Genomic DNA, 22,799 nt, shown 5'->3' with positions numbered 1-22,799 from the left:
CGGCCTCTATCTCCTAGCGCGGATTGCACCGGATGCGGTCGTCGTTTCCCGAACGATAACGCGGTGTCCGGCGTAGGCCGAGCAATTTGGCCCATAAACCCCGAATTTTCATTCAGAAGCGTATCCATGTCCCTTGAAAATCCGAAGTCAGTCTCCTCGCGAGAAACAGATGTCAAACAGGTCGATCACAACGATTCGATCCGTGCGACATATCTTACGATAGAAGACCTCAGGGATCACGGCGAGCAGCTGGGTCGCGAGGCGATCACCGAGCTCCCGGGCTTCATGTCCTTCGAGTTTTTCCAGCAGCATTCGGACAACGAGAAGGAAATCCTTCGCGTGTACCGGGCGGCCGCCCTGGATGTCGATGCCGGAGCCTCGATCACGCCGGCGGCCGAATGGCTGCTCGACAACTACTACATCGTCGAAGAGGCGATCCAGGAAGTCCGCCGCGACTTCCCGAAGAAATTCTTCAAGCAGCTGCCGACCCGCGTGGTCGGAGGGCAGAAGATCCCGCGCGTTCTGGCGCTTGCTTGGCTTTATGTCGCCCATACCCATAGCGGCGTGAACCGCGAGACGCTGGCGGCCATGGTCGAGGGCTTCCAGGAGAACGAGCCTCTTGAGATCGGCGAGATCTGGGCCCTGCCGTCCTTCATCCGCTTCGTGCTGATCGAGAACCTGCGCCGCATCGCCACCCGCGTCGATCGCTCGCGCAACATGCGCAAGGCCGCCAACGACACGGCCGATGAGATCATCCGTCTGAACGACGAGGCCGAAAGCGCCAAGGTTCTGGCCGGCGTCGAGAGCTTGGCGCGCGACAACACGTTCGCGGCGCAGTTCCTCTATCGCCTGCGCAATGCCTCGCAGGCATCGGGCTTTGCGACTTCGTGGCTGGAACAGCGCCTAGCCGCCGCCGGCACCGATGCCGAGACGGTTACCCAGGCCGAGCAGAGCCGCCTTTCGTCCGGCAACGTGACGATGGGCAATATCATCAAGAGCCTTCGCCTCATCGTCGATACCGAATGGAGCGTCTGGTTCGAGGACGTCTCGCAGATCGACAAGCTGTTCCGCGAGCATACGGATTACGAAGCGCTCGATTTCGGTTCGCGCAATGCCTATCGCAACCGCATCGAAAAGCTTGCCCGCCTGTCCAAGCGTAGCGAAGCGGAAGTCACCCAGGCCGCAATCAAGCTGGCAACGGATGCCGCTGCCGCAAACCCGGACGTGCGCGAGACCAATGTGGCCGCCTTCATCGTCGGGCGTCATCGCAAGGAACTGGAAGCGGCCGTCGGTTACAAGCCGCCGATCCTTCAGCGCGCCGTGCGCGCCTATCGTCGCCTCAACTGGTTCGCGATCGCCGGACCGGTGCTGTTTCTCACCGTACTCGCCATGGCGATTGCCGGTTATTTCCTCGTCCAGGCCGCCATTCCGCTGGTCGTCGTATTCTTCCTGCTCGTCATGCTGGCGCTGCCGGCGTCGGAGGGCGCTACCGGCCTGTTCAACACGGTCGTTACCTATTTCGTCAAACCGGCACGGCTGGTCGGCTACGAATACAAGGAAGGCATTCCGGAAGAGGCGCGCACGCTTGTCGTCGTACCCTGCCTGATTTCCGACCGCGATACGGTGGATGAGCTCATCCGCAATCTCGAGGTCCACTATCTCGCCAACCCGAACGGCGAGATCTATTTCTCGCTGCTTTCCGACTGGCGCGACAGCAAGACCGAGCAGAACGAGGCCGACCTCGAAATCCTCGAATATGCCAAGCGCGAGATCGAGGTGCTCAATGCCCGCTACCAGGAAGAAGGCGGGAACCGCTTCTACCTGCTGCACCGCCGCCGCCTGTTCAATCCGAACGAAGGCGTATGGATGGGCTGGGAGCGCAAGCGCGGCAAGCTGCATGAGCTGAACCTGCTGCTGCGCGGCGACCGCGACACGACCTACCTGCAGGGCGCCAACATGGTGCCGGAAAACGTCCAGTACGTCATGACGCTCGACGCCGACACCCGCCTGATCCGCGATGCGGTGACCAAGCTCGTCGGCAAGATGCACCATCCGATCAACCGCCCGGTGCTCGATCCGGTTACCAACCAGGTGATCAAGGGCTACGGCCTGATGCAGCCGCGCGTCACCCCGTCGCTGACGACGGGCACGGAAGCCTCGGTCTTCCAGCGCGTCTTCTCGGTCGGCCGCGGTCTGGACCCTTACGTCTTCGCCGTCTCCGACGTCTACCAGGACCTGACCGCCGAAGGCTCGTTCACCGGCAAGGGCCTCTATCACGTCGACGCCTTCGAGACCTCGCTCAAGGGCCGGATCGAAGAGAATGCGGTTCTCTCCCACGACCTTCTCGAAGGCTCGTTCGCCCGCTGCGCGCTTGTGACCGACGTCGAACTGGTCGAGGATTTCCCGACCCGCTACGAAGTCGAAGTGTCGCGCCAGCATCGCTGGGCCCGTGGCGACTGGCAGCTCCTACCCTACATCCTCGAGGCGAAGCGTGGCGTGACCGCGCTCGGCCGCTGGAAGATGCTGGACAACCTGCGCCGGTCGCTCACCCCGATCGCCTGGTTCTTCGCATCGGTTCTCGGCTGGTACTTCATGGACCCGCTTGGCGCGCTGATCTGGCAGATCCTCCTGATCTTCTCGCTCTTCGTCGCGCCGACCATCTCGCTGCTGACCAACCTGCTACCGCGTTCGAGCGATAACGTCGCCAAAGCGCATTTCTATTCGGTCTGGACGGATGTGCGTTCGACGAATGCGCAGGTCGCACTGCGAATCGTCTTCATCGCCGATTCCGCCTGCATCATGACGGATGCGATCGCCCGTTCGCTCTACCGCCTGCTCGTTTCCCGCAAGCTGATGCTGGAATGGAAGACCGCCGCCTCGATCCAGTCGGGCGCGCAGGGCAGCCCGGCGGAATATTACCGTTCGATGTGGCATGCGCCGGCAATCGCCGTGCTCAGCATCCTGCTTGCCGCGATCCCAGGCGACAACGCCTTCCTCGTCGGCATTCCGTTCGCGGTTCTGTGGATCTTCTCGCCTTTGGTCGCCTGGTATGTCAGCCAGTCCGCCGAGACGGAAGACAAGCTGTTTGTGCCGGAAAACGTCTCGGTCGAGCTGCGCAAGATCGCGCGCCGCACTTGGCGCTATTTCGAGACCTTCGTCACGCCGGAACAGAATTACCTGCCGCCGGACAACTACCAGGAAAAGCCGAACCCCTCGATCGCCAAGCGGACGTCGCCGACCAATATCGGCGTCTACCTGCTGTCGACCATTTCGGCGCGTCATTTCGGCTGGATCAGCTTTGCCGACACGATCGAGCGACTGGAGCAGACGATCGCGACCGTCGAGCGCGCGGATAAATTCCGTGGCCACATGTACAACTGGTATCACACCGACACTCTGAAGCCGCTGATGCCGCGCTACGTCTCGTCGGTCGATAGCGGCAACTTCGCCGGTCACCTGATCGCGATCTCGTCCGCCTGCCGCATCTGGGCGGAGGCGCCCTCGGCGCATCTGCAGGGAAATCTCGACGGCATCGGCGACGTCGCCGGCGTTCTCGCCGAGACGCTGAAGGCGCTGCCGGACGACCGCAAGACCGTGCGTCCGCTGCGCCGTCGCCTGGAAGAGCGGATCGTCGGCTTTGCCAATGCGCTCGCCGCCGTCAAGCGCGAGCATGAGTTCGCCTCGATCCGCATCATCAACCTGTCGGTTCTTGCCCGCGACATCCAGAAGCTCGCCACCAACCTCGATCACGAGGTCCGGTCGGCGCAGAGCGAGGAAGTCATCAAGTGGTCCGCATCGCTGGTCGCGGTCTGCGAAGCGCATATCTCCGACTCGACGTTCGACAACGCCAATGTCGAAGAGTTGCGTGATCGTCTCGCGTCGCTGCGCGACCGTGCGCGCAAGATCGCTCTCGCCATGGACTTTAAGTTCCTGTTCCGCAAGGACCGTCGTCTCCTGTCGATCGGCTACCGAGTGGAAAGCAACGAGGTGGACGAGGCCTGCTACGACCTTCTCGCCTCGGAGGCGCGTCTCACCAGCCTGTTCGGCATCGCCAAGGGCGACCTGCCGAACGAGCACTGGTACAAGCTCGGCCGTCACGTCGTGCCGATCGGCGCGCGCGGTGCGCTCGTCTCCTGGTCGGGCTCGATGTTCGAATACCTGATGCCGCCGCTCGTCATGCAGGAGCGCCAGGGCGGTATCCTCAACCAGACCAACAATCTGATCGTCAAGGAACAGATGAATCATGGCCGCCGTCTCGGTACGCCATGGGGCATTTCGGAAGCCGCGTTCAACGCGCTCGACCATCAGATGCACTACCAGTACACCAACTTCGGTGTGCCGACGCTGGGCCTCAAGCGCGGTCTCGGCCAGAACGCGGTCATCGCGCCCTATGCGTCGATCCTGGCCAGCCAGTACGACCCGATCGCAGCCGTCGAGAATCTCGCCGAACTGCGCGATCTCGGTGCGCTCGGCATCTACGGCTTCCACGATGCGGTCGACTTCACCCCGACCCGCGTGCCGGAAGGCAAGCGTTGCGCAGTGGTCTACAACTACTATGCCCACCACCATGGCATGTCGATCGCGGCCGTCGCCAACGTCGTCCTGAACGGCCTGTTGCGCGAACTCTTCCACGCCGATCCGGTGATCGAGGCGGCGGAGCTGCTGCTGCAGGAAAAGGCGCCGCGCGACATCCCGGTGATGAGCGCCAAGCACGAAGAGAAGCCGGGTACAGGCGGCGGCGAGCTGCTGCGTCCGGAAATACGCACCATCACCAACCCGGCCACCAAGGACCGCGAGCTGGTGCTGCTGTCCAACGGCCATTATTCGATGATGCTGACGGCGACCGGTTCGGGTTACTCCCGCTGGAACAACCTGTCGGTCTCCCGCTGGAGGGCGGATCCGACCGAGGACCGCTGGGGCCAGTTCATCTTCCTGCGCGACACGACAACCAACGACTGGTGGTCCACCACGTCGGAACCGCGCCGTGCGGAAGGCGAACAGACCAAGGCGGTGTTCGGCGACGAAAAGGCCGAGTTCCACAAGACGGTCGGTGAACTGACCAGCACGGTCGAGGTCATCGTCGGCACCGAGCACGATGCCGAGGGCCGTCGCGTCACCCTGCTCAACATGGGCACGGAAGATCGCTTCATCGAAGTGACCTCCTACATGGAGCCTGTTCTGGCCGGCGACGACGGCGACCAGGGCCATCCGGTCTTTTCGAAGATGTTCATCCGCACCGAGATCGGCAAGCGCGGCGACGTGATCCGCGCCTGGCGCAACAAGCGCGATCCGAGCGAACCGGACCTGCTGGTCGCCCATCTGGCGGCCGACAATGCCGGTTCCTCGCGTCCGACCGAATACGAGACGGATCGCCGCAAGTTCCTCGGCCGTGGCCGCACGCTCGGCGAGGCTGCCGCATTCGATCCGGGTGCGACGCTCTCCAACACCGACGGCTTCACGCTCGACCCGATCCTGTCGCTGCGCCGCACCGTGCGCGTTCCGGCCGGCAAGAAGGTCAGCGTGATCTTCTGGACCATCGCGGCACCGAAGCGGGATGATCTCGACAAGGCGATCGAGCATTATCGCCACGCCGAGAGCTTCCAGAGCGAGCTCACCCAGGCCTGGACCCGCACGCAGATGCAGATGCGCCATCTCGGCGTCACCTCGCAGGACGCAGCGGCGTTCCAGCATCTCGCACGCTATCTCGTCTATCCCGATATGCAGCTTCGCGCCGACCAGCAGACGCTGCATGCCGGGATGCAGCAGCAGTCGGGCCTCTGGCCGTCGGCTGTGTCCGGCGACCTGCCGATCTTCACCCTGCGGATCAACGACGAAAGCGACCTGCCCGTCGCCAAGGAAGCGATCCTGGCGCAGCAATATCTACGGTCGCGCGGCGTCGTGTCCGATCTCGTGATCTTCAACGAGCGATCGGCTGAAGACGCGCAGGACATGCAGACCTCGATCGAGCACATGTCTGCGCGCATGGGCCAGGAAGGCGGGCGCCAGCATGTCTTCACCCTGCGTCGCGATCTTCTGGAAGGCGGCGGAGCGGACGGTCTCATTGCCGCGTCGCGTGTCGTCCTGCACGCCCGCAATGGGGAGATGAGCGACCAGCTCAATCGCACCAGCACGATCTTTGCGCCTTCCACGGAACAGCAGATCGAGGCCGATCGCCGGCCTCTGCTGAACGGCGAGATCTTCGCTCCGCAGGCCGAAATCGCAGAAGGTCCGGCGGGCGTCGAATTCTGGAACGGCTTTGGCGGTTTCTCGCAAGACGGCAGCGAATATGTCATGCGCCTCAATGGCGGGCAGTCGACGCCGCATCCGTGGATCAACGTCATCTCCAACGATACGTTCGGCTTCCATGTCTCGGCCGAGGGCGCAGGTTTTACCTGGGCCGTGAACTCCCGCGACTATCAGCTGACGCCGTGGACGAACGATCTCGTGATCAACCGTCCGGGCGAAGGCTTCTATGTCGCCGATCTCGACAAGGGCACCGTCGCCACCCCGTTCGCCGCCTTGTCGCGTCGTCCGGAAACGGTGTTCGAAGCCCGCCACGGTCTCGGCTATTCCGTCTTCTCGACGGAAGAGGACGGCCTGAAGCTGGCCCTGACCCAGACGGTGGACCGCAACCGCGCGGCCAAGCTGTCGCATATGGTTCTGCGCAATACCGGTTCGGAAACCCGCAAGCTCCGGCTTTACGGTTATGTCGAATGGCTGCTCGGCACCAATGCGGCGAAGACGGCGCCGTTCATCCTCTCGTCGCGTGACGAGGAGACGGGGGCTCTGATCGCCACCAATCCGTTCAGCATCAACTTCCGCCGTTTCGCCGTCATGGGCATGATGCAGACCCCGTCGGGCTTTACCGCAAGCCGTCGCGAATTCCTCGGTCGCTTCGGTTCGGTCCAGCTGCCGGCAGCGGTGATGAGCGGCTCGGCACTCAGCGGTTCGCTCGATCTCGACGGCGATCCCTGCGCGGCACTCGCCTATGACGTCGAGCTCGCGCCAGGCCAGGAAACCGAAGTCACCTTCTTCCTCGGCGATGCCGAGACGAAGGAGGAGGCGCAGGCTCTCGCTGCCCAGCTGAAGGGCGACACGTTCGACAGCATTCTTGCCGAAAATCGCGGCTTCTGGACCGGCTTTACCGGCCGCCTGAAGATCTCGACGCCGGACAAGTCGCTCGACAACATGGTCAACCACTGGCTGCCCTACCAGGCACTCGGTTGCCGCATCATGGCGCGCACGGCCTTCTACCAGGCCTCCGGCGCGTTCGGCTTCCGCGACCAGCTGCAGGATACGCTGGCCTTCCTCGTCCACGAACCGTCGCTCGCCCGCAAGCAGATCGTCAATGCGGCGTCGCGTCAGTTCAAGGAAGGCGACGTGATGCACTGGTGGCTGCCGGGTACGGGTGCCGGCGTGCGCACGATGATCTCCGACGACGTGGTCTGGCTCGCCTATGCGATGCACCAGTATGTCTCGGTGACCGGCGACAAGACGCTGCTCGACGAGAAGCTGCCGTTCCTCAACGGCCCGATCCTCGAAAAGCACAAGCACGACGCCTTCATCCAGCCGGAAGTCACCGACGAGATCGGCGACCTCTACGAACATGCCGCCCGGGCGCTCGATCTTGCGATCACCCGCACCGGCGACATGGGCCTGCCGCTGATGCTCGGCGGGGACTGGAACGACGGCATGAACCGTGTCGGCATGAACGGTCGCGGCATGAGCGTCTGGCTCGGCTGGTTCCTGGCGGCTGCGCTGCGCAACTTCCTGCCCTACGCGGAAGAACGTGGCGACGGCAAGCGCGTCGATCGCTGGAAGGCGCATATCGACACGCTGAAGGAAGCGCTCGAAACCGACGGCTGGGACGGCACCTACTATCGCCGCGGCTATTTCGACGACGGTTCGCCGCTCGGTTCGGCCAAGAGCGACGAATGCCGCATCGATTCGCTCGGCCAGTCGTGGAGCGTGCTCTCCGGCGAAGGCAATGCCGAGCGTTCGGCCCAGGCCATGGACGCCGTCATGGAAAAGCTGGTCGACGAGGAAGCGGGCATCATCCGCCTCTTCACGCCGCCCTTCCAGGACACCCGCAAGGATCCGGGCTATATCAAGGCCTATCCTCCGGGCGTGCGCGAAAACGGCGGCCAGTATACCCATGCGGCGATCTGGGTCGTCCTGGCGCTGGCCGGCTTGAAGCGCGGTGACGATGCCTGGAAGTGCTTCCAGCTCCTGAACCCGATCAACCATGCGCTGACCAGGGATGCGGCCGAAACCTACCGTGTCGAGCCCTACGTGGTTGCCGCCGACGTCTATGGCGCCGGCGACTACCAGAGCCGCGGCGGCTGGACCTGGTACACGGGTTCCGCCGGCTGGCTCTACCGTGCGGCCGTCGAGGGCATCCTCGGCATCAAGCGCAATGGCGACCGCCTGCATGTCGACCCGGTCCTGCCGACGGGCTGGAACGGCTTCGAGGCCGAACTGACGATCGATGGCGTTGCCCATGCGATCAAGGTCGAGGGCGGTACCGTCACCGTGGACGGCAAGGCGGCGGATGCCGAAAACAGCTTCATGCTGTCGTCGAAATAATCTGTCAGCCTGACGCAAACAAAAAGTCGCCCCGAAAACCAAAACCGGTTTTCGGGGCGATTGCTTTTTACGTCATGGCACGTCCTTTCCCGTCTTACAGGCATCACTTGGGTCCGCGACGGGGAGAGCCCGTTGCGGCCGGCCAGGTGGGAGGCGGGCAGTGCGGTGGTTCATTGTGTATTCGTGTCAGGCATTCTGCCCGCCCGATCGATTGGCGTTCCGGTCGTTGATGCGGAGGGTCCAAATTACGCATCCCGTTTCCGGTGGAGGATCCTGCCCTGACGGCCAAATCCTCCCGCCTTTCAACCATCATCGGGCACCGGATGTTGATCCTGCGGATCCGGTTCGCGACCCGGTTCCCCGCCCAATGACAGGATCAGATTAGTTCGGCTGGTAAGGGCCGGGATGGGCGCGGCGTAAAATTCTGGTTGAAGTGTTGATTTTCAATGATGTTTTCTGCCGCGCAGCAGGATTTCGTCCCCGGGCATGATCAGCTCGCACTGGGTGAGCCACGCATCGATGGAGCGAAGAAGATTTCCGTTGTCATGCTCGGGCTTGCCCCGAGCATCTAACCACGTCGAGTGGGAAGGATGGTTGGCAGATCCTCGGCACTAGCCCGAGGATGAAGGAGAGAGCTGGCTGCGCCTCCAAACAAAAAGCCCGACGCTTCCTGGAGCCTCGGGCTTTCATTTCGCTAGCAATGTCCAGCCGGTCAGGCCGGGCTCGGCGACGCCTCGGGCTTCTTGTCCTTCTTCGCGTCGTCTTCGTCTTCCTCCTCGTCATCCAGCAGGCCGCTGGTGCGCAGCAGCGAGGCGAAGCGGCCGCCGAGCTGGCTGAGCTCGTCATAGCTGCCCATTTCGGCGATACGGCCGTTGTCGAGGAAGATCACCGTATTGGCGTCGCGTACGGTCGACAGGCGGTGGGCGATGATGAAGGTCGTGCGGTCCTGGCGCAGCTTGTCGATTGCCGCCTTGACGCGGGCTTCCGTCTCCACGTCGAGCGCGCTGGTCGCCTCGTCAAGCACGAGGATCGGCGCGTTCTTCAGGATGGCGCGGGCAATGGCGATGCGCTGGCGCTCGCCGCCGGAAAGCTTGTTGCCGCGCTCGCCGACCGTCGTCTCGTAGCCGTTGAGGCGGCTTTCGATGAACTCGGTGGCGGCCGCCGCTTCCGCGGCCTTCAGAATATCCTCCTCCGTCGCACCCTCGCGGCCGAGGCTGATATTGTCGCTGATCGACCGGTTCAAGAGGCCGGCGTCCTGGAAGACGGTGGCGATCTGCTGTCTCAGCGACTTGCGCGTGACGGTGGAGATGTCGACGCCGTCGACGAGGATCTTGCCCTGCTGGGGATCGTAGACCCGCTGCAGAAGGTTGATCAGCGTCGTCTTGCCGGCGCCCGTCGGGCCGACGATCGCGACCGTCTGGCCAGCCTTGGCCGTGAAGGAAACATGGTGGACGCCCTGCTTGGTATTGGCAAAGCCGAAGGAGACGTCGCGGAATTCGACCTCGCCCTTCACGTCGCGAAGCTCGCCGGCATTGGCCGGTTCGGCGCGGTCGTCGACGGAATCCTCGAGCACGAAGAAGTCTTCCAGCTTGGCGCGCGCTTCGAAGATCTGGGTGGCGAACTGGCGCAAGAGGTCGAGACGGGCGATCAGCAGGTTGGCGAAACCGATGAAGGCAACCACGTCGCCGACGCGGATTTCGCCGCGCTGCACGAGCATCGTGCCGATGACCAGGATGACGCCCATCGAGACTGTCGAGGCGGTGCGGTTGAGACCGCCGGCCAGCGCCCACCAATCGAGAACCGGATATTGGGCGGCGAGCAGGTCCTTCGTATAGGCCTTCAGCGCCTGGGTCTCGGCCTCGATGCGGTTGTAGCTGTGCAGCACCGAGACGTTGCTGATGGAATCGCTGACATGGGAGAAGACCTGGTGGTAATGGCTCTCGACCGAGGCCTGGCCTTCCTTCGTCCGCTTCATGACGGCGACGCCGATGATCCAGTAGAAGATGCTGAGCACAAGCAGGACGAGACTGAGACGCCAGTCCATCGAGACCGCGGTCGGGATCAAAAGCACGATCGCGACGGCTGTCGCGAGATGCGTGCGCATGAATTCCAGCCACAGCCCGAACAGGCTTTCTGCTGCACGCAGCAGAGTGTGGAGTGCATTGGACGTGCCGCGCTGGTGATGCCAGGCGAGCGGCATGGAGATGATGCGGCCGAAAGCTTCCGTCAGGAGCGAGGCGCGGCGGCCATGGGCCAGCCGATCGGCCTCGCGCGCCACCAGCACATAGGCTATCGTGTTGAACACGCCGAAGCCGGCCCACATCAAGAGCACGGAGGTGACGTCTCCCTTGGACGAGATGGCGTCGATGATCCAGCCGAAGAGGATCGGCTCCGCGATGGTGATGACCGCAAGCACGATGTTGGCGATCACGATGGCGGTCACCCGCCATTTGTTCTTCGCCAGATATCCTAGGGCCCGGGCGTAAACCTGGAATAAAGTCAAAACGCTAACCTCGTCAGTCACCAATATGCGTTATTTGGGTAAAAGAGCATTATGGACAAGACCGGGCGATTCCAAGCCTCTATCGCGGTGGCAATGCGACAAAGGAAATAAGATTTTTTCGTGCAAACGAAACCGAATACACGTATCCGTGGTAATTGCCCCAGAAGCGGTGCTAAATATGGCCATGCGGTTTCAACGAATGCTAACCATGCATGTCCAATGTAGGCTTTATTGATATTGATTATTTTAGATAAATTGAATGCGGCCGATTGGGCTTGGGGGCGCTGTTGAATATAACCTTGATCGTCCAGTTCCTCGTGTTGCTCGGAGAAGCAAAAACGGCGGAACAGGCGCGTGCCCAGTTCGAGAGCCTTCTCGCCACCTACGGCTTTGACTTCTACAGCGTCCTTATCCAGCCCCTGCCGCACCTGCAGCAGCAGAGGGAAGTGCTTGCCGCGCGCTGGCCCCAGGGCTGGACGGAGCTGTATTCGCAGCGCAAGTACAGCCTGATCGATCCGACATTGCGATGGCTCAGAATGGCGCAGCGACCGTTCCGATGGAAGGACGCGCTGCTTACCCTGAAGGCGGATCCGCATCGCCAGCGGATGAAGCGCATGATGCAGGAGGCGGCGCGCCACGGCCTTCACGACGGCTACCTGTTTCCCGTCCATGGCCGTAACGGAATGCTGGGCAGCATGGCGGCGGGCGGGCGCCCGGTCGATCTTTCGCCGGCCGAGCTTAATCTTTTCGATGCGGCGGCCAAGGCGCTGTTCTGGAAACTGCTGCAGTTTCGCCGCCAGACCGATATCCTCGAAAGCGCGGTCAGCACCGACGTGCAGCTGACACGGCGCGAGATGGAAGTCATCCTGCTGCTCGCCAATGGCTTGACCTCCAATGAAATCGCCAAGGAACTCAGCATTTCCAGCCATACGGTGGACTGGTACATCAACGGCCTTCACGAGAAGCTCGGCGCCAACAACCGCCAGCACCTGATCGCGCTCGCCTTCCGGCTTGCCTTGATCGCCTGAGGCATTGCCGGCCGGCCGCATCGACGGCGCGATCGTCTTCCTTCTCGACGCAAATTGTTCTTGCCTAATGCAAGTGATGTTGCTCTCTTGCAGCGCAGCATGTCCATAATGCCTTGAGGAGGTTGCGTTGCCGATATCCAAGATTCTCGTTGCCAATCGCTCCGAGATTGCCATCCGTGTTTTCCGCGCCGCCAACGAACTGGGCATCAAGACTGTCGCGATCTGGGCGGAGGAGGACAAGCTGTCACTCCACCGCTTCAAGGCCGACGAGAGCTACCAGGTCGGCCGCGGCCCGCATCTGGAAAAGGATCTCGGGCCGATCGAGAGTTATCTGTCGATCCCGGAAGTGATCCGCGTCGCAAAACTTTCCGGCGCCGATGCGATCCATCCCGGCTATGGACTTCTGTCCGAAAGCCCGGAATTCGTCGATGCCTGCGACGAGGCGGGTATCATCTTCATCGGCCCGCGGCCGGATACGATGCGAAAGCTCGGAAACAAGGTCGCGGCCCGTAATCTCGCCATTTCCGTCGGCGTGCCCGTCGTGCCGGCGACCGAGCCGCTGCCGGACGATATGGCCGAGGTGGCGAAGATGGCCGAGGAGATCGGCTATCCGGTCATGCTGAAGGCCTCCTGGGGCGGCGGCGGGCGAGGCATGCGCGCGATCCGCGATCCGAAGGATCTCGCGAGAGAAGTGACGGAAGCCAAGCGCGAGGCGATGGCCGCCTTCGGCAAGGACGAGGTCTATCTGGAAAAGCTGGTCGAGCGTGCGCGGCATGTCGAGAGCCAGATCCTGGGCGATACCCATGGCAATGTCGTGCACCTGTTCGAGCGTGACTGCTCGATCCAGCGCCGCAACCAGAAGGTCGTCGAGCGGGCACCCGCTCCCTATCTTTCGGAAGCGCAGCGGACCGAACTCGCCGGATATTCGCTGAAGATCGCGGGCGCCACCAATTATGTCGGCGCCGGCACGGTCGAGTATCTGATGGATGCCGACAGCGGCAAATTCTACTTCATCGAGGTCAACCCGCGCATCCAGGTGGAGCATACGGTGACCGAGGTCGTCACCGGCATCGACATCGTCAAGGCGCAGATCCACATCCTCGACGGCTTTGCCATCGGCACGCCGGAATCGGGCGTGCCGGCGCAGGAGAACATCCGGCTGAACGGCCATGCCATGCAGTGCCGCATCACGACGGAAGATCCGGAACACAATTTCATTCCGGACTACGGCCGCATCACCGCCTATCGCTCGGCGTCGGGCTTCGGCATCCGGCTCGACGGCGGCACGTCCTATACCGGGGCGATCATCACCCGCTATTACGATCCGCTACTGGTCAAGGTGACCGCCTGGGCGCCGCAGCCGCTTGAGGCGATCTCGCGCATGGACCGCGCGCTGCGCGAGTTCCGCATCCGCGGCGTCGCCACTAACCTGACCTTCCTCGAAGCGATCATCACCCACCCGAAATTTCGCGACAATTCCTATACGACGCGGTTCATCGACACGACGCCGGAACTGTTCGAGCAGGTGAAGCGCGCCGACCGCGCCACCAAGCTGCTCACCTATCTCGCCGACGTCACCGTCAACGGCCATCCCGAAACCAAGGGGCGGCCAGAACCTTCGGCCAATGCGACGAAGCCGGTCGTGCCCTATATCGAGGGCGATATCCCTGCCGGCACGAAGCAGAAGCTGGATGAACTCGGCCCGAAGAAATTCGCCGAGTGGGTGCGGGGCGAGGGCCGTGCTCTCATCACCGACACGACTATGCGCGACGGGCACCAGTCGCTGCTCGCCACCCGCATGCGCACTCATGACATCGCGCGGATCTCCGGGGTCTATGCTCGGGCGCTGCCGAACCTCTTCTCGCTGGAATGCTGGGGCGGGGCGACCTTCGACGTGTCGATGCGCTTCCTCACCGAAGACCCGTGGGAGCGGCTGGCGCTGATCCGCGAGGGCGCGCCGAACATCCTGCTGCAGATGCTGCTGCGCGGTGCCAACGGCGTCGGCTATACGAACTATCCCGACAATGTGGTCAAATATTTCGTGCGCCAGGCTGCTGCAGGCGGCATCGACCTGTTCCGCGTGTTCGACTGCCTGAACTGGGTCGACAACATGCGGGTGTCGATGGATGCGGTCAACGAGGAGAACCGGCTCTGCGAGGCGGCGATCTGCTACACCGGCGATCTGCTTAACTCCGCCCGGCCGAAATACGATCTCAAATATTACACGGCGCTGGCTACCGAGCTGGAAAAGGCCGGCGCGCATATCATTGCGGTGAAGGACATGGCCGGCCTGCTGAAGCCGGCGGCAGCGCGCGTGCTGTTCAAGGCGCTGCGCGAGGCGACTTCGCTGCCGATCCATTTCCACACGCATGACACATCCGGCATTTCGGCGGCCACCGTGCTGGCTGCGGTCGATGCCGGCGTCGATGTCGTCGATGCGGCGATGGATGCGTTGTCCGGCAATACGTCGCAGCCCTGCCTCGGCTCGATCGTCGAGGCGTTGTCGGGCACCGAGCGGGACACCGGTCTCGATCCGGAATGGATCCGCAAGATTTCCTTCTACTGGGAGGCCGTGCGCGGCCAGTATGCGGCCTTCGAAAGCGACCTCAAGGGACCGGCGTCTGAAGTCTACCTGCATGAAATGCCGGGCGGTCAGTTCACCAATCTGAAGGAACAGGCCCGTTCGCTCGGGCTCGATACCAAGTGGCACAAGGTCGCCCAGACTTATGCGGACGTGAACCGGATGTTCGGCGATATCGTCAAGGTCACGCCGTCGTCGAAGGTGGTCGGCGACATGGCGCTGATGATGGTGTCCCAGGATCTCACCGTCGCCGATGTCGAGAACCCGGCCAAGGACATCGCCTTCCCGGATTCGGTCGTCGCCATGCTGAAGGGCGATCTCGGCCAGCCTCCGGGCGGATGGCCGGAAGGCATCCAGAAGAAGGCGCTGAAGGGCGAAAAACCCTATACGGCGGTGCCCGGCTCGCTGCTGCCCCCGGCCGATCTCGACGCCGAGCGGAAAGTCATCGAGGACAAGCTGGAGCGCAAGGTCGACGATTTCGAATTCGCCTCCTACCTCATGTATCCCAAGGTGTTCACCGATTTCGCGCTGGCATCGGACATGTACGGACCGGTCTCGGTCCTGCCGACCCACGCCTATTTCTACGGCATGGATGACAGCGAGGAACTGCATGCCGATATCGAGAAAGGCAAGACGCTTGTGATCGTCAACCAGGCGGCCAGCGCGCCTGATGCGCAGGGCATGGTGACCGTCTTCTTCGAACTCAACGGCCAGCCGCGCCGCATCAAGGTGCCAGACCGCAACCGTGCCTCGGCAAGCTCCGTGCGGGCCAAGGCCGAGACCGGCAATGCGGCCCATCTCGGCGCGCCGATGCCGGGTGTCGTCTCGACGGTTGCCGTCTCTGCCGGCCAGACGGTCAAGGCCGGCGACGTGCTGCTGTCGATCGAGGCGATGAAGATGGAGACGGCGCTGCATGCGGAGAAGGACGGCACGATCGCCGAAGTCCTCGTCAAGGCGGGTGACCAGATCGACGCCAAGGATCTGCTGATCGTCTATGGAGGATGATCGGCCGCCGCAAGGGAGCAGTGCGTCGTGACCGAAGCCATCCTGCTGGATCTCACCGGCCCCCGAAGCCACAAGCTGAAAATGGAGGCTGGAAAGGGGAGCCTTTCGATCGGGTCCAAAGGGGCGGCCAGAAAATCGGATCTTCTGGTCGCGCCCGATGACGTGATCAACTGGGCGGTCTTTGACGAGATGCGTACCGGTTCGGGTTACGACTGGCCGCGTTGGGTATATTACGAGGGCAACGATACGAGTCTCTTCGAATGGACGCGGACGCGCAGGACGGAGGATGTCACATTCCGGCCTCTCTCGGATCTCGAGATCGACATGCGCGCATCCATGATCGGAAATCTCATACTTGAGCCGGGGCAACATCGGCTGCATGTCGCCCTGCCAGACGGGCTGCGGCGCCTTAACATCCATGGCAATCCGGCTCTGTTGGAGTTGAGCCATCCCCTCGATACCGACAGCCTCCCGTCGGTCAACGTCGAGGACGAGGGAGATTTCGTATTGTCCGATCTCGCGGGCGCGGGATATCTCAGTTCCGTCCGGGAGCTCGGAATTCGCCGCAAGGTTTTTGGAGACGAGGGTTTCGACTGTGCCAGCCTCGTGGAATTCCAAAACCTGAGGTCACTCTCGCTTCACGGCAAAATGCGCAATCTCGAAGTGCTGGCCGAATTGCCTCTTGAGACGCTTGAATTGCGATACGTGCCTGACCTTACGGGCCTGCCGGAGCTTTCCACCTGGCGGCTGTCGCAATTTACCGCCTGGAATGTCGAGCGCGATCGGGGCAAGGCACTGCAGGGTTGGGTCAAGGCGAACGCGTCGGAAGGCGATTTTTCGGTAAGCCAGTTGCGCGATAAGGCATGGTTTATCGAGGAGTATGGCCTGCCCTTCGGCGCATGGCATCCGAAAAGTGAGAAGGCGGCGAGCAAGGCCTACAGGCTGGCGGCTAAGGTTCTCGCCAAGGCGGATGACAAGGCCGCGGCTGAAGAGGCGATTACGCAATTCGTTGCAGTCATCAACGGCCTTCCGGGTATCGAGACCAGCGAGCGGGAAGATGCCGACGTTGCGGTCAATCTCCTGGCCACGACCCGACCGGACCTGATCGCTCGCGAGGACGCACAAGTCTGGTTCGACGCCGCACGGGATTTCTGAAACCCGCATCAGGCCAGGAACTGGCCGCTCTTGCCGCGGATTTCTTTGCAAAATGACAATGCCCGTTATTGCACGTTTATTCCGATTCATGCATGATTGTCGGCATGGACCATTTCGTCGGTGAAAGACAGGCTCAGATACTCGCGGAGCTGCGCGTCAAGGGACGGGTGTCAGCGCAGGAGCTTGCGTTGGCATTTGATGTCTCGGAAGACACGGTGCGGCGTGACCTCAGGGAAATGGCGGCGCGGGGCGAGTGCGAGCGCGTCTATGGCGGCGCCTTGCTGCCGGGGGCCAAGACCGTGCCGCTCAGGACGCGGATGGATGAACAGCCGGATCGCAAGGCAATGCTGGGAGAGATGGCTGCGGGATTGCTGGTCGAAGGCAGCGTCGTCTTCTTCGACGCGGGGTCGACCAATCTGGCCATCGCCCGCAGCCTGCCGGATGGATTGCGGCTGACGGCCGTTACCAACACGCCGGTCATCGCGGCGGAACTTGCCGGGCGAGCCGGCATCGAGCTTGTCGTGATCGGCGGCAGGGTCGACCCGGCGGTGGGCGCTGCGATCGATGCGACCGCGATCCGGCAGCTGGAGACGATGCGGCCGGATCTCTGCATTCTCGGCGCCTGCGGCCTGACGCTCGAAGACGGGCTTGCCGCCGATGTCTTCGAGGATGCCGCCTTCAAGCGGCTGGCCTGCGCGGCGGCCAAGCGCAGCCTCGCCGCCATCACAACCGACAAGCTCGGCCACCGGGCGGCATTCCATGTGCATGACCTCGCCGCGCCGCTTTCGCTGGTGCTGGAGGCCGATGCGGATGTGGCGCTGGTCGAGCAGGTGGTCCGGCAGGGTGTCGAGGCGCATCGTTGCGAAGCCGTCACCGAAATCAAAGATAAAAAAGCAGCAAGAGGAAACGCGCCATGAGCCAGTCGGAAGTCGAAAAGATGGAGCGGCCGCTTGGATCCTATCTGACGAAGGAGCGAGCCGGTGTTGCGCTGCTCTTTCTGATGAACGGCTTCATGATCGGCTCATGGGCGCCGAAAATTCCGGAATTCGCCGCGCGGCTCGAGCTCAGCGAAAAATCGCTCGGGCTGATGATCCTCGCCTTCGGCCTCGGCTCGATCATCATGATGCCGATCGCCGGCAGCCAGATCGCCCGTTTCGGCTCCAGCACCGTGTCCAAGGTCGCCGCGGTGCTGCTGACGCCGATGCTTTTCCTGCTGTCGCTGACGGGCGATATCTGGAGCGGAGCGGTGGCGATCTCGCTGTTCGGCGGGCTGATCGGAGCAATGGACGTGGCGATGAATGCCAATGCTGTGGCGACGGAAAAACATATGCGCCGCGCCATCATGTCGTCCTGCCATGCCTTCTGGAGCCTCGGTGGCCTGCTCGGCGCATCGACGGGCGGCTTCCTGATCGAACGGTTCGGCGTGTTCACCCATTCCGTTATCGTCACGCTGGTGGCCGCACTGATGATCGCCGCCTGCTGGAAGGTCGTGCTGCATGACGCGCCGCACCCGGACGACGCGAAGGACGAGACCCGCAGCCGCCTGCCGCGCTCGCCATTGCCCTGGCTGATCGGCCTGATCGCGCTGTTCTGCATGGTTCCGGAAGGTGCGATCCTCGACTGGGGCGCTCTCTACATGCGCAACGAACTCGGGGCATCGGTCGCCCTGTCCGGCTTCGCCTTCGCCGGCTTCTCCTTTACGATGGCCGTCATGCGCTTTGCCGGCGATCTCATCCGCGACAGGCTGGGGGCCGTGATGACGCTTCGGATCTGCGGCACGATCGCGATCTGCGGGCTCGCCATTATTGGCCTCGCACCGAACTCTACCGTTGCAATTGCCGGCTTCGCGCTGGCGGGGATCGGGATTTCCAACATGGTGCCGATCGTCTTCTCGGCAGCTGGCAACCTGCCGGGCATGGCGGCGGGCGTCGGGCTTTCGGTGGTCACGACCATGGGCTATTCGGGCATTCTGCTCGCCCCGTCGGTCATCGGCTTTGTCGCCGAACATACGGGGCTTGCTTCGATCTTCCTGGCGCTCTCGGCATTTCTGGTCGTCGTGCTCGCCGTATCGCGGCTTGCCAGACATGCGGACGGCGCGCATCATTGACCGGTGCGCCGCAAAACTGACAAAGCTCGATGGTTGACAAGCGGCAAGGCATACGCCACCTGAATTGCAATCCCGCTTGAAGGCATCTGGAAGCGACCATGACATCACCCATCGACTTTGATCCGAAGCCGCGCCGCCACACCGTTGCGGTCGATGTGGGCGGGGTGATCGTCGGTGGGGGTGCGCCTGTCGTCGTGCAGTCGATGACCAATACGGACACGGCCGATATTGACGCGACCGTCGCCCAGGTGGCGGCCCTCTACACCGCCGGTTCGGAAATCGTGCGCATCACAGTCGACCGCGACGAGAGCGCTGCCGCCGTGCCGAAGATCCGCGAGCGGCTGCTGCGGCTCGGCATGGATGTGCCGCTTGTCGGCGACTTTCATTATATCGGCCACAAGCTGCTTTCCGATCATCCGGCCTGCGCCGAGGCTCTTGCGAAATACCGCATCAACCCGGGCAATGTCGGCTTCAAGGACAAGAAGGACAAGCAGTTCGCCGACATCATCGAGATGGCGATCCGTTATGACAAGCCGGTCAGGATCGGCGTCAACTGGGGTTCGCTCGACCAGGATCTGCTCACCACGCTGATGGACCGCAATGCGGATGCCGGCTCGCCGCTTTCCGCCCGTCAGGTCATGCATGAGGCGATCGTGCAGTCGGCGCTGATCTCGGCAGAGCTTGCCGAAAGCATCGGCCTGCCGCGCAACCGTATCATCCTCTCGGCGAAGGTCAGCCAGGTACAGGACCTGATCGCCTGCTATTCGATGCTGGCCGAGCGCTCCAACCACGCACTGCATCTCGGCCTCACCGAGGCCGGCATGGGCTCGAAGGGCATCGTCGCCTCGTCGGCCGCCATGGGTTATGTGCTGCAGCACGGCATAGGCGACACGATCCGCGTGTCGCTGACACCGGAACCGAACGGCGACCGCACCAAGGAAGTGCAGGTGGCCCAGGAAATCCTGCAGGTCATGGGCTTCCGCCAGTTCATTCCGGTCGTTGCCGCTTGTCCCGGCTGCGGCCGCACCACGTCGACCGTCTTCCAGGAACTCGCCCAGCGCATCCAGGACGACATCCGCAAGAACATGCCGGTCTGGCGGGAAAAATATCCGGGCGTCGAGGCATTGAACGTCGCGGTCATGGGCTGCATCGTCAACGGTCCGGGCGAAAGCAAGCATGCCGATATCGGCATCTCGCTGCCCGGCACCGGCGAAACGCCGTCGGCGCCCATCTTCATCGACGGCAAGAAGGCGATGACGCTCAAGGGCCCGAACATCGCCGGCGATTTCGAAAAGCTGGTCATCGACTATATCGAGAACCGTTTCGGCCAGCGTACGGCCGCCGAGTAATTCGACACCCCGTTTCCTCGTTTCGCCGCATTTCGTGGTAAGGAAGTGCGACCACCTAGGACGGGGAAACGATTCGAATGCTCAAGAAATTTGCCATCGTCGCGCTGGCCGCGACCTTCCTTTCCGCTTGCACCACGACTGACCCTTATACAGGCGAGCAGAAGGTTTCCAACACGGCTGGCGGTGCCGCGATCGGTGCCGGCCTCGGCGCGGTCGGCGGCCTTCTCGTCGGCGGCGGCAACAAGGGCCGCAATGCGCTGATCGGTGCCGCGATTGGCGGTCTCGCCGGCGGTGCGATCGGCAACTATATGGACCGGCAGGAATCCGAGCTGCGCCAGCAGCTGCAGGGAACCGGCGTTTCGGTCACCCGCCAGGGCGATCGCATCATCCTCAACATGCCGTCGAACATTACGTTTGCGACCGACCAGGACCAGGTCATTCCGCCGTTCTATCAGACGCTCGATTCGGTTGCGATCGTGCTCAACAAGTTCGGCAAGACCTATATCGACGTCAACGGCCACACCGACTCGACCGGCAGCCTGCAGCATAACCAGGCCCTGTCGGAACGCCGCGCGGCCTCCGTCGCCAACTATCTCGGCGGTCGCGGCGTCGACCAGCGCCGCATCTCGACCATGGGCTTCGGCCCGTCGCAGCCGGTCGCTTCCAACGCGACGCCGGACGGCCGCGCCCAGAACCGCCGCGTCGAAGTGGCGATCGCGCCTATCGAACAGAACTGATCCGCGTTACGCGGATTTAGCGATCAAAAGCCCCGCGCGTCTTTCATGATGCGCGGGGCTTTCGCGTTTCAACGATACGGCTCAGATGCGGCTGGTCAGCAGCTTTATGCCGGCAAGGCTGTAGAAAACGGCCATCGTGGCCTCGATCCAGCGCCGCGCCGACCTGTAGACGCGCAGCGCATGGCGGGTCGAGAAAAGGACGGCGTAGCCGGTGAAGATGATGAAGCTCGACGTGCTGAAGATCGAGACGATCAGCATCACGGCAGAAGGCGGGGCATTTTCCGGCAGGCCGAGCGAGATCACCGCCAGCCAGCCGAAGATCGCCTTCGGATTGGTGATGTGGATGGCATAGCCGCGCAGCCAGAGCTGTCTTGCCGTACGGCGTGTCTTCGTATCGCCGAAGGTGAAGTCGGTGTCAGGCCTGCGTGCCGACTTGTAAGCCTTCCAGGCGAGATAGATGAGGTAGAGGCCGCCGAGGATTTTTATGATTTCGAGCGCCACCGCGTAGGTGCGCAACAGGGCGGCCAGGCCGAGGGCTGCGGCGCAGGCCCAGGTGAGCGAGCCGCAGAAGACGCCGAGTGCTATGATGAGCCCGGCGCGGCGGCCTTCGGAGATCGCGGTCGTCATGATGGCGAGATTGGCCGGGCCGGGGCTGAGCACCGTGATGAGATAGGCCATGTAGGCCGGCCAGATATAGGGCAGGTAGGTCGAGATATCCGGCATGTCATCCCTCTCGAATTGTCCGGAAGGCGTGCCCTATCCCGGACCTGATCAGTTGGTGCGATCGGCAATGAAGCGTGCCGCCTGCTGCAATATGGCAGCCTTTCCACCGTAAGGCGAGAGAAGCCCGACTGCCTCTTCGGTCAGTAAGTCGAGCCGATTTTCCGCCCATTCAATGCCGTGCATGCCGACCAGCGTGCCCTTGCCGCGGCCGGCATCCTTGCCCGCCGCCTTGCCGAGTGTCGCGGTATCCGAGGTGACGTCGAGCAGGTCGTCGGCGAGCTGGAAGGCGAGGCCGATTTTTTCGCCGAAGATCCGCATCCGCCGACGGTCGCTGTCGGATGCACCGGCGATGATCGGACCCGCCTCGCAGGCGAAGCGCAGCAGCGCGCCGGTCTTCATCGACTGCAGGGTGCGGATGCCGCGTTCATCGGGCGCGCTCTTCTCGGCCGCAAGATCGAGCGCCTGGCCGCCGGCCATGCCGCCGATACCGGCTGCGCGGGCGAGCAGAAGCGTCAGCTGCACCTTGCGCTCGGCCGCGATCTCCGTCTCGGGGGCCGCGATGATGTCGAAGGCGTAGGTAAGCAGGCTGTCGCCGGCAAGGATCGCGGTCGCCTCGTCGAAGGCCTTGTGCACAGTCGGCTGGCCGCGACGAAGATCGTCATCGTCCATGGCGGGCAGGTCGTCGTGAATCAGCGAATAGCAGTGCAGGCATTCGAGCGCTGCGCCGATGCGCAGGGCGGCTTCATGTTCGGCGCTGAAGAGGGCTGCACTCTCGATGACGAGAAAGGGCCGAAGCCGCTTGCCGCCGTTCAGCGTGCCGTGGCGCATCGCCGCCAGCAGGTTTGCCGGCCTGACGATCTCGTCGCTCGCGGCATCCGGCGACAGCAGCGCCATCAGCAGGTCCTGCGTCTCTGCGGCGCTGGCCCTCAGGCGGCTTTCGAAGGATGTCAGCTCGGTGATCTCTGTGTCCATGGGGCGCTGTTTTGCACGCCCTTAGAGCGCTGGCAACGGGATTCACCACCCCA

The 22,799-nt window shown here is 62.9% G+C and carries 11 protein-coding genes; 8 read left to right on the top strand and 3 right to left on the bottom strand.

Going from position 1 to position 22,799, the window contains the following annotated elements; translation table 11 throughout:
- Positions 1-126: 126 nt before the first annotated feature.
- Positions 127-8,586: a glycoside hydrolase family 94 protein gene (locus BM216_RS13320; RefSeq protein WP_092999655.1), complete on the top strand. Its 8,460-nt coding sequence runs from the start codon at positions 127-129 to the stop codon at positions 8,584-8,586.
- Between the two features lie 712 nt (positions 8,587-9,298).
- On the opposite strand, the gene BM216_RS13315 is transcribed toward BM216_RS13320, so the two are convergent.
- Entirely contained in the window at positions 9,299-11,089 is a 1,791-nt protein-coding gene (locus BM216_RS13315) for a glucan ABC transporter ATP-binding protein/ permease (protein WP_092999654.1), read from the bottom strand.
- 287 nt (positions 11,090-11,376) lie between these two features.
- Here BM216_RS13315 and BM216_RS13310 point away from each other — a divergent pair, with 287 nt between their 5' ends.
- From BM216_RS13310 to BM216_RS13280, 7 genes are all read left to right on the top strand, one after another.
- Positions 11,377-12,117, top strand: coding sequence for a helix-turn-helix transcriptional regulator (locus BM216_RS13310; protein ID WP_092999653.1), 741 nt, complete (start codon positions 11,377-11,379; stop codon positions 12,115-12,117).
- A gap of 127 nt (positions 12,118-12,244) precedes the next feature.
- The gene (gene pyc, locus BM216_RS13305; RefSeq protein ID WP_092999652.1) at positions 12,245-15,703 is read left to right on the top strand and encodes a pyruvate carboxylase; all 3,459 of its coding nucleotides are present in this window, start codon (positions 12,245-12,247) and stop codon (positions 15,701-15,703) included.
- A gap of 27 nt (positions 15,704-15,730) precedes the next feature.
- Positions 15,731-16,858, top strand: a complete 1,128-nt coding sequence (locus BM216_RS13300; RefSeq protein ID WP_092999651.1) for a hypothetical protein — start codon at positions 15,731-15,733, stop codon at positions 16,856-16,858.
- A gap of 104 nt (positions 16,859-16,962) precedes the next feature.
- Complete coding sequence (locus tag BM216_RS13295; RefSeq protein WP_092999766.1) at positions 16,963-17,775, top strand: DeoR/GlpR family DNA-binding transcription regulator; 813 nt, start codon at positions 16,963-16,965, stop codon at positions 17,773-17,775.
- Complete coding sequence (locus BM216_RS13290; protein ID WP_092999650.1) at positions 17,772-18,965, top strand: MFS transporter; 1,194 nt, start codon at positions 17,772-17,774, stop codon at positions 18,963-18,965. Before BM216_RS13295 ends, BM216_RS13290 begins: the two co-directional genes overlap by 4 nt.
- Positions 18,966-19,063: 98 nt before the next feature.
- Positions 19,064-20,314 carry a flavodoxin-dependent (E)-4-hydroxy-3-methylbut-2-enyl-diphosphate synthase gene (ispG, locus tag BM216_RS13285; RefSeq protein WP_092999649.1) on the top strand — a complete coding sequence of 417 codons (1,251 nt, stop codon included), beginning with the start codon at positions 19,064-19,066 and terminating at the stop codon, positions 20,312-20,314.
- Between the two features lie 77 nt (positions 20,315-20,391).
- Positions 20,392-21,051, top strand: coding sequence for a YiaD family glycine zipper/OmpA-like lipoprotein (locus BM216_RS13280; RefSeq protein ID WP_092999648.1), 660 nt, complete (start codon positions 20,392-20,394; stop codon positions 21,049-21,051).
- Positions 21,052-21,132: 81 nt separating this feature from the next.
- Here BM216_RS13280 and BM216_RS13275 read toward each other — a convergent pair whose 3' ends face one another.
- Positions 21,133-21,774 carry a LysE family translocator gene (locus BM216_RS13275; protein ID WP_092999647.1) on the bottom strand — a complete coding sequence of 214 codons (642 nt, stop codon included), beginning with the start codon at positions 21,772-21,774 and terminating at the stop codon, positions 21,133-21,135.
- Positions 21,775-21,822: 48 nt separating this feature from the next.
- On the bottom strand, positions 21,823-22,746 hold the full coding sequence (locus tag BM216_RS13270; protein ID WP_092999646.1) for a polyprenyl synthetase family protein: 924 nt from the start codon (positions 22,744-22,746) through the stop codon (positions 21,823-21,825).
- Between the last annotated feature and the right edge of the window lie 53 nt (positions 22,747-22,799).

It is taken from the genome of Rhizobium sp. NFR07 (assembly GCF_900111905.1).
Classification (GTDB): Bacteria; Pseudomonadota; Alphaproteobacteria; order Rhizobiales; family Rhizobiaceae; genus Neorhizobium.
Note: the sequence above shows the minus strand (reverse complement) of the source record. Positions and strands in the feature narration are given on the sequence as shown.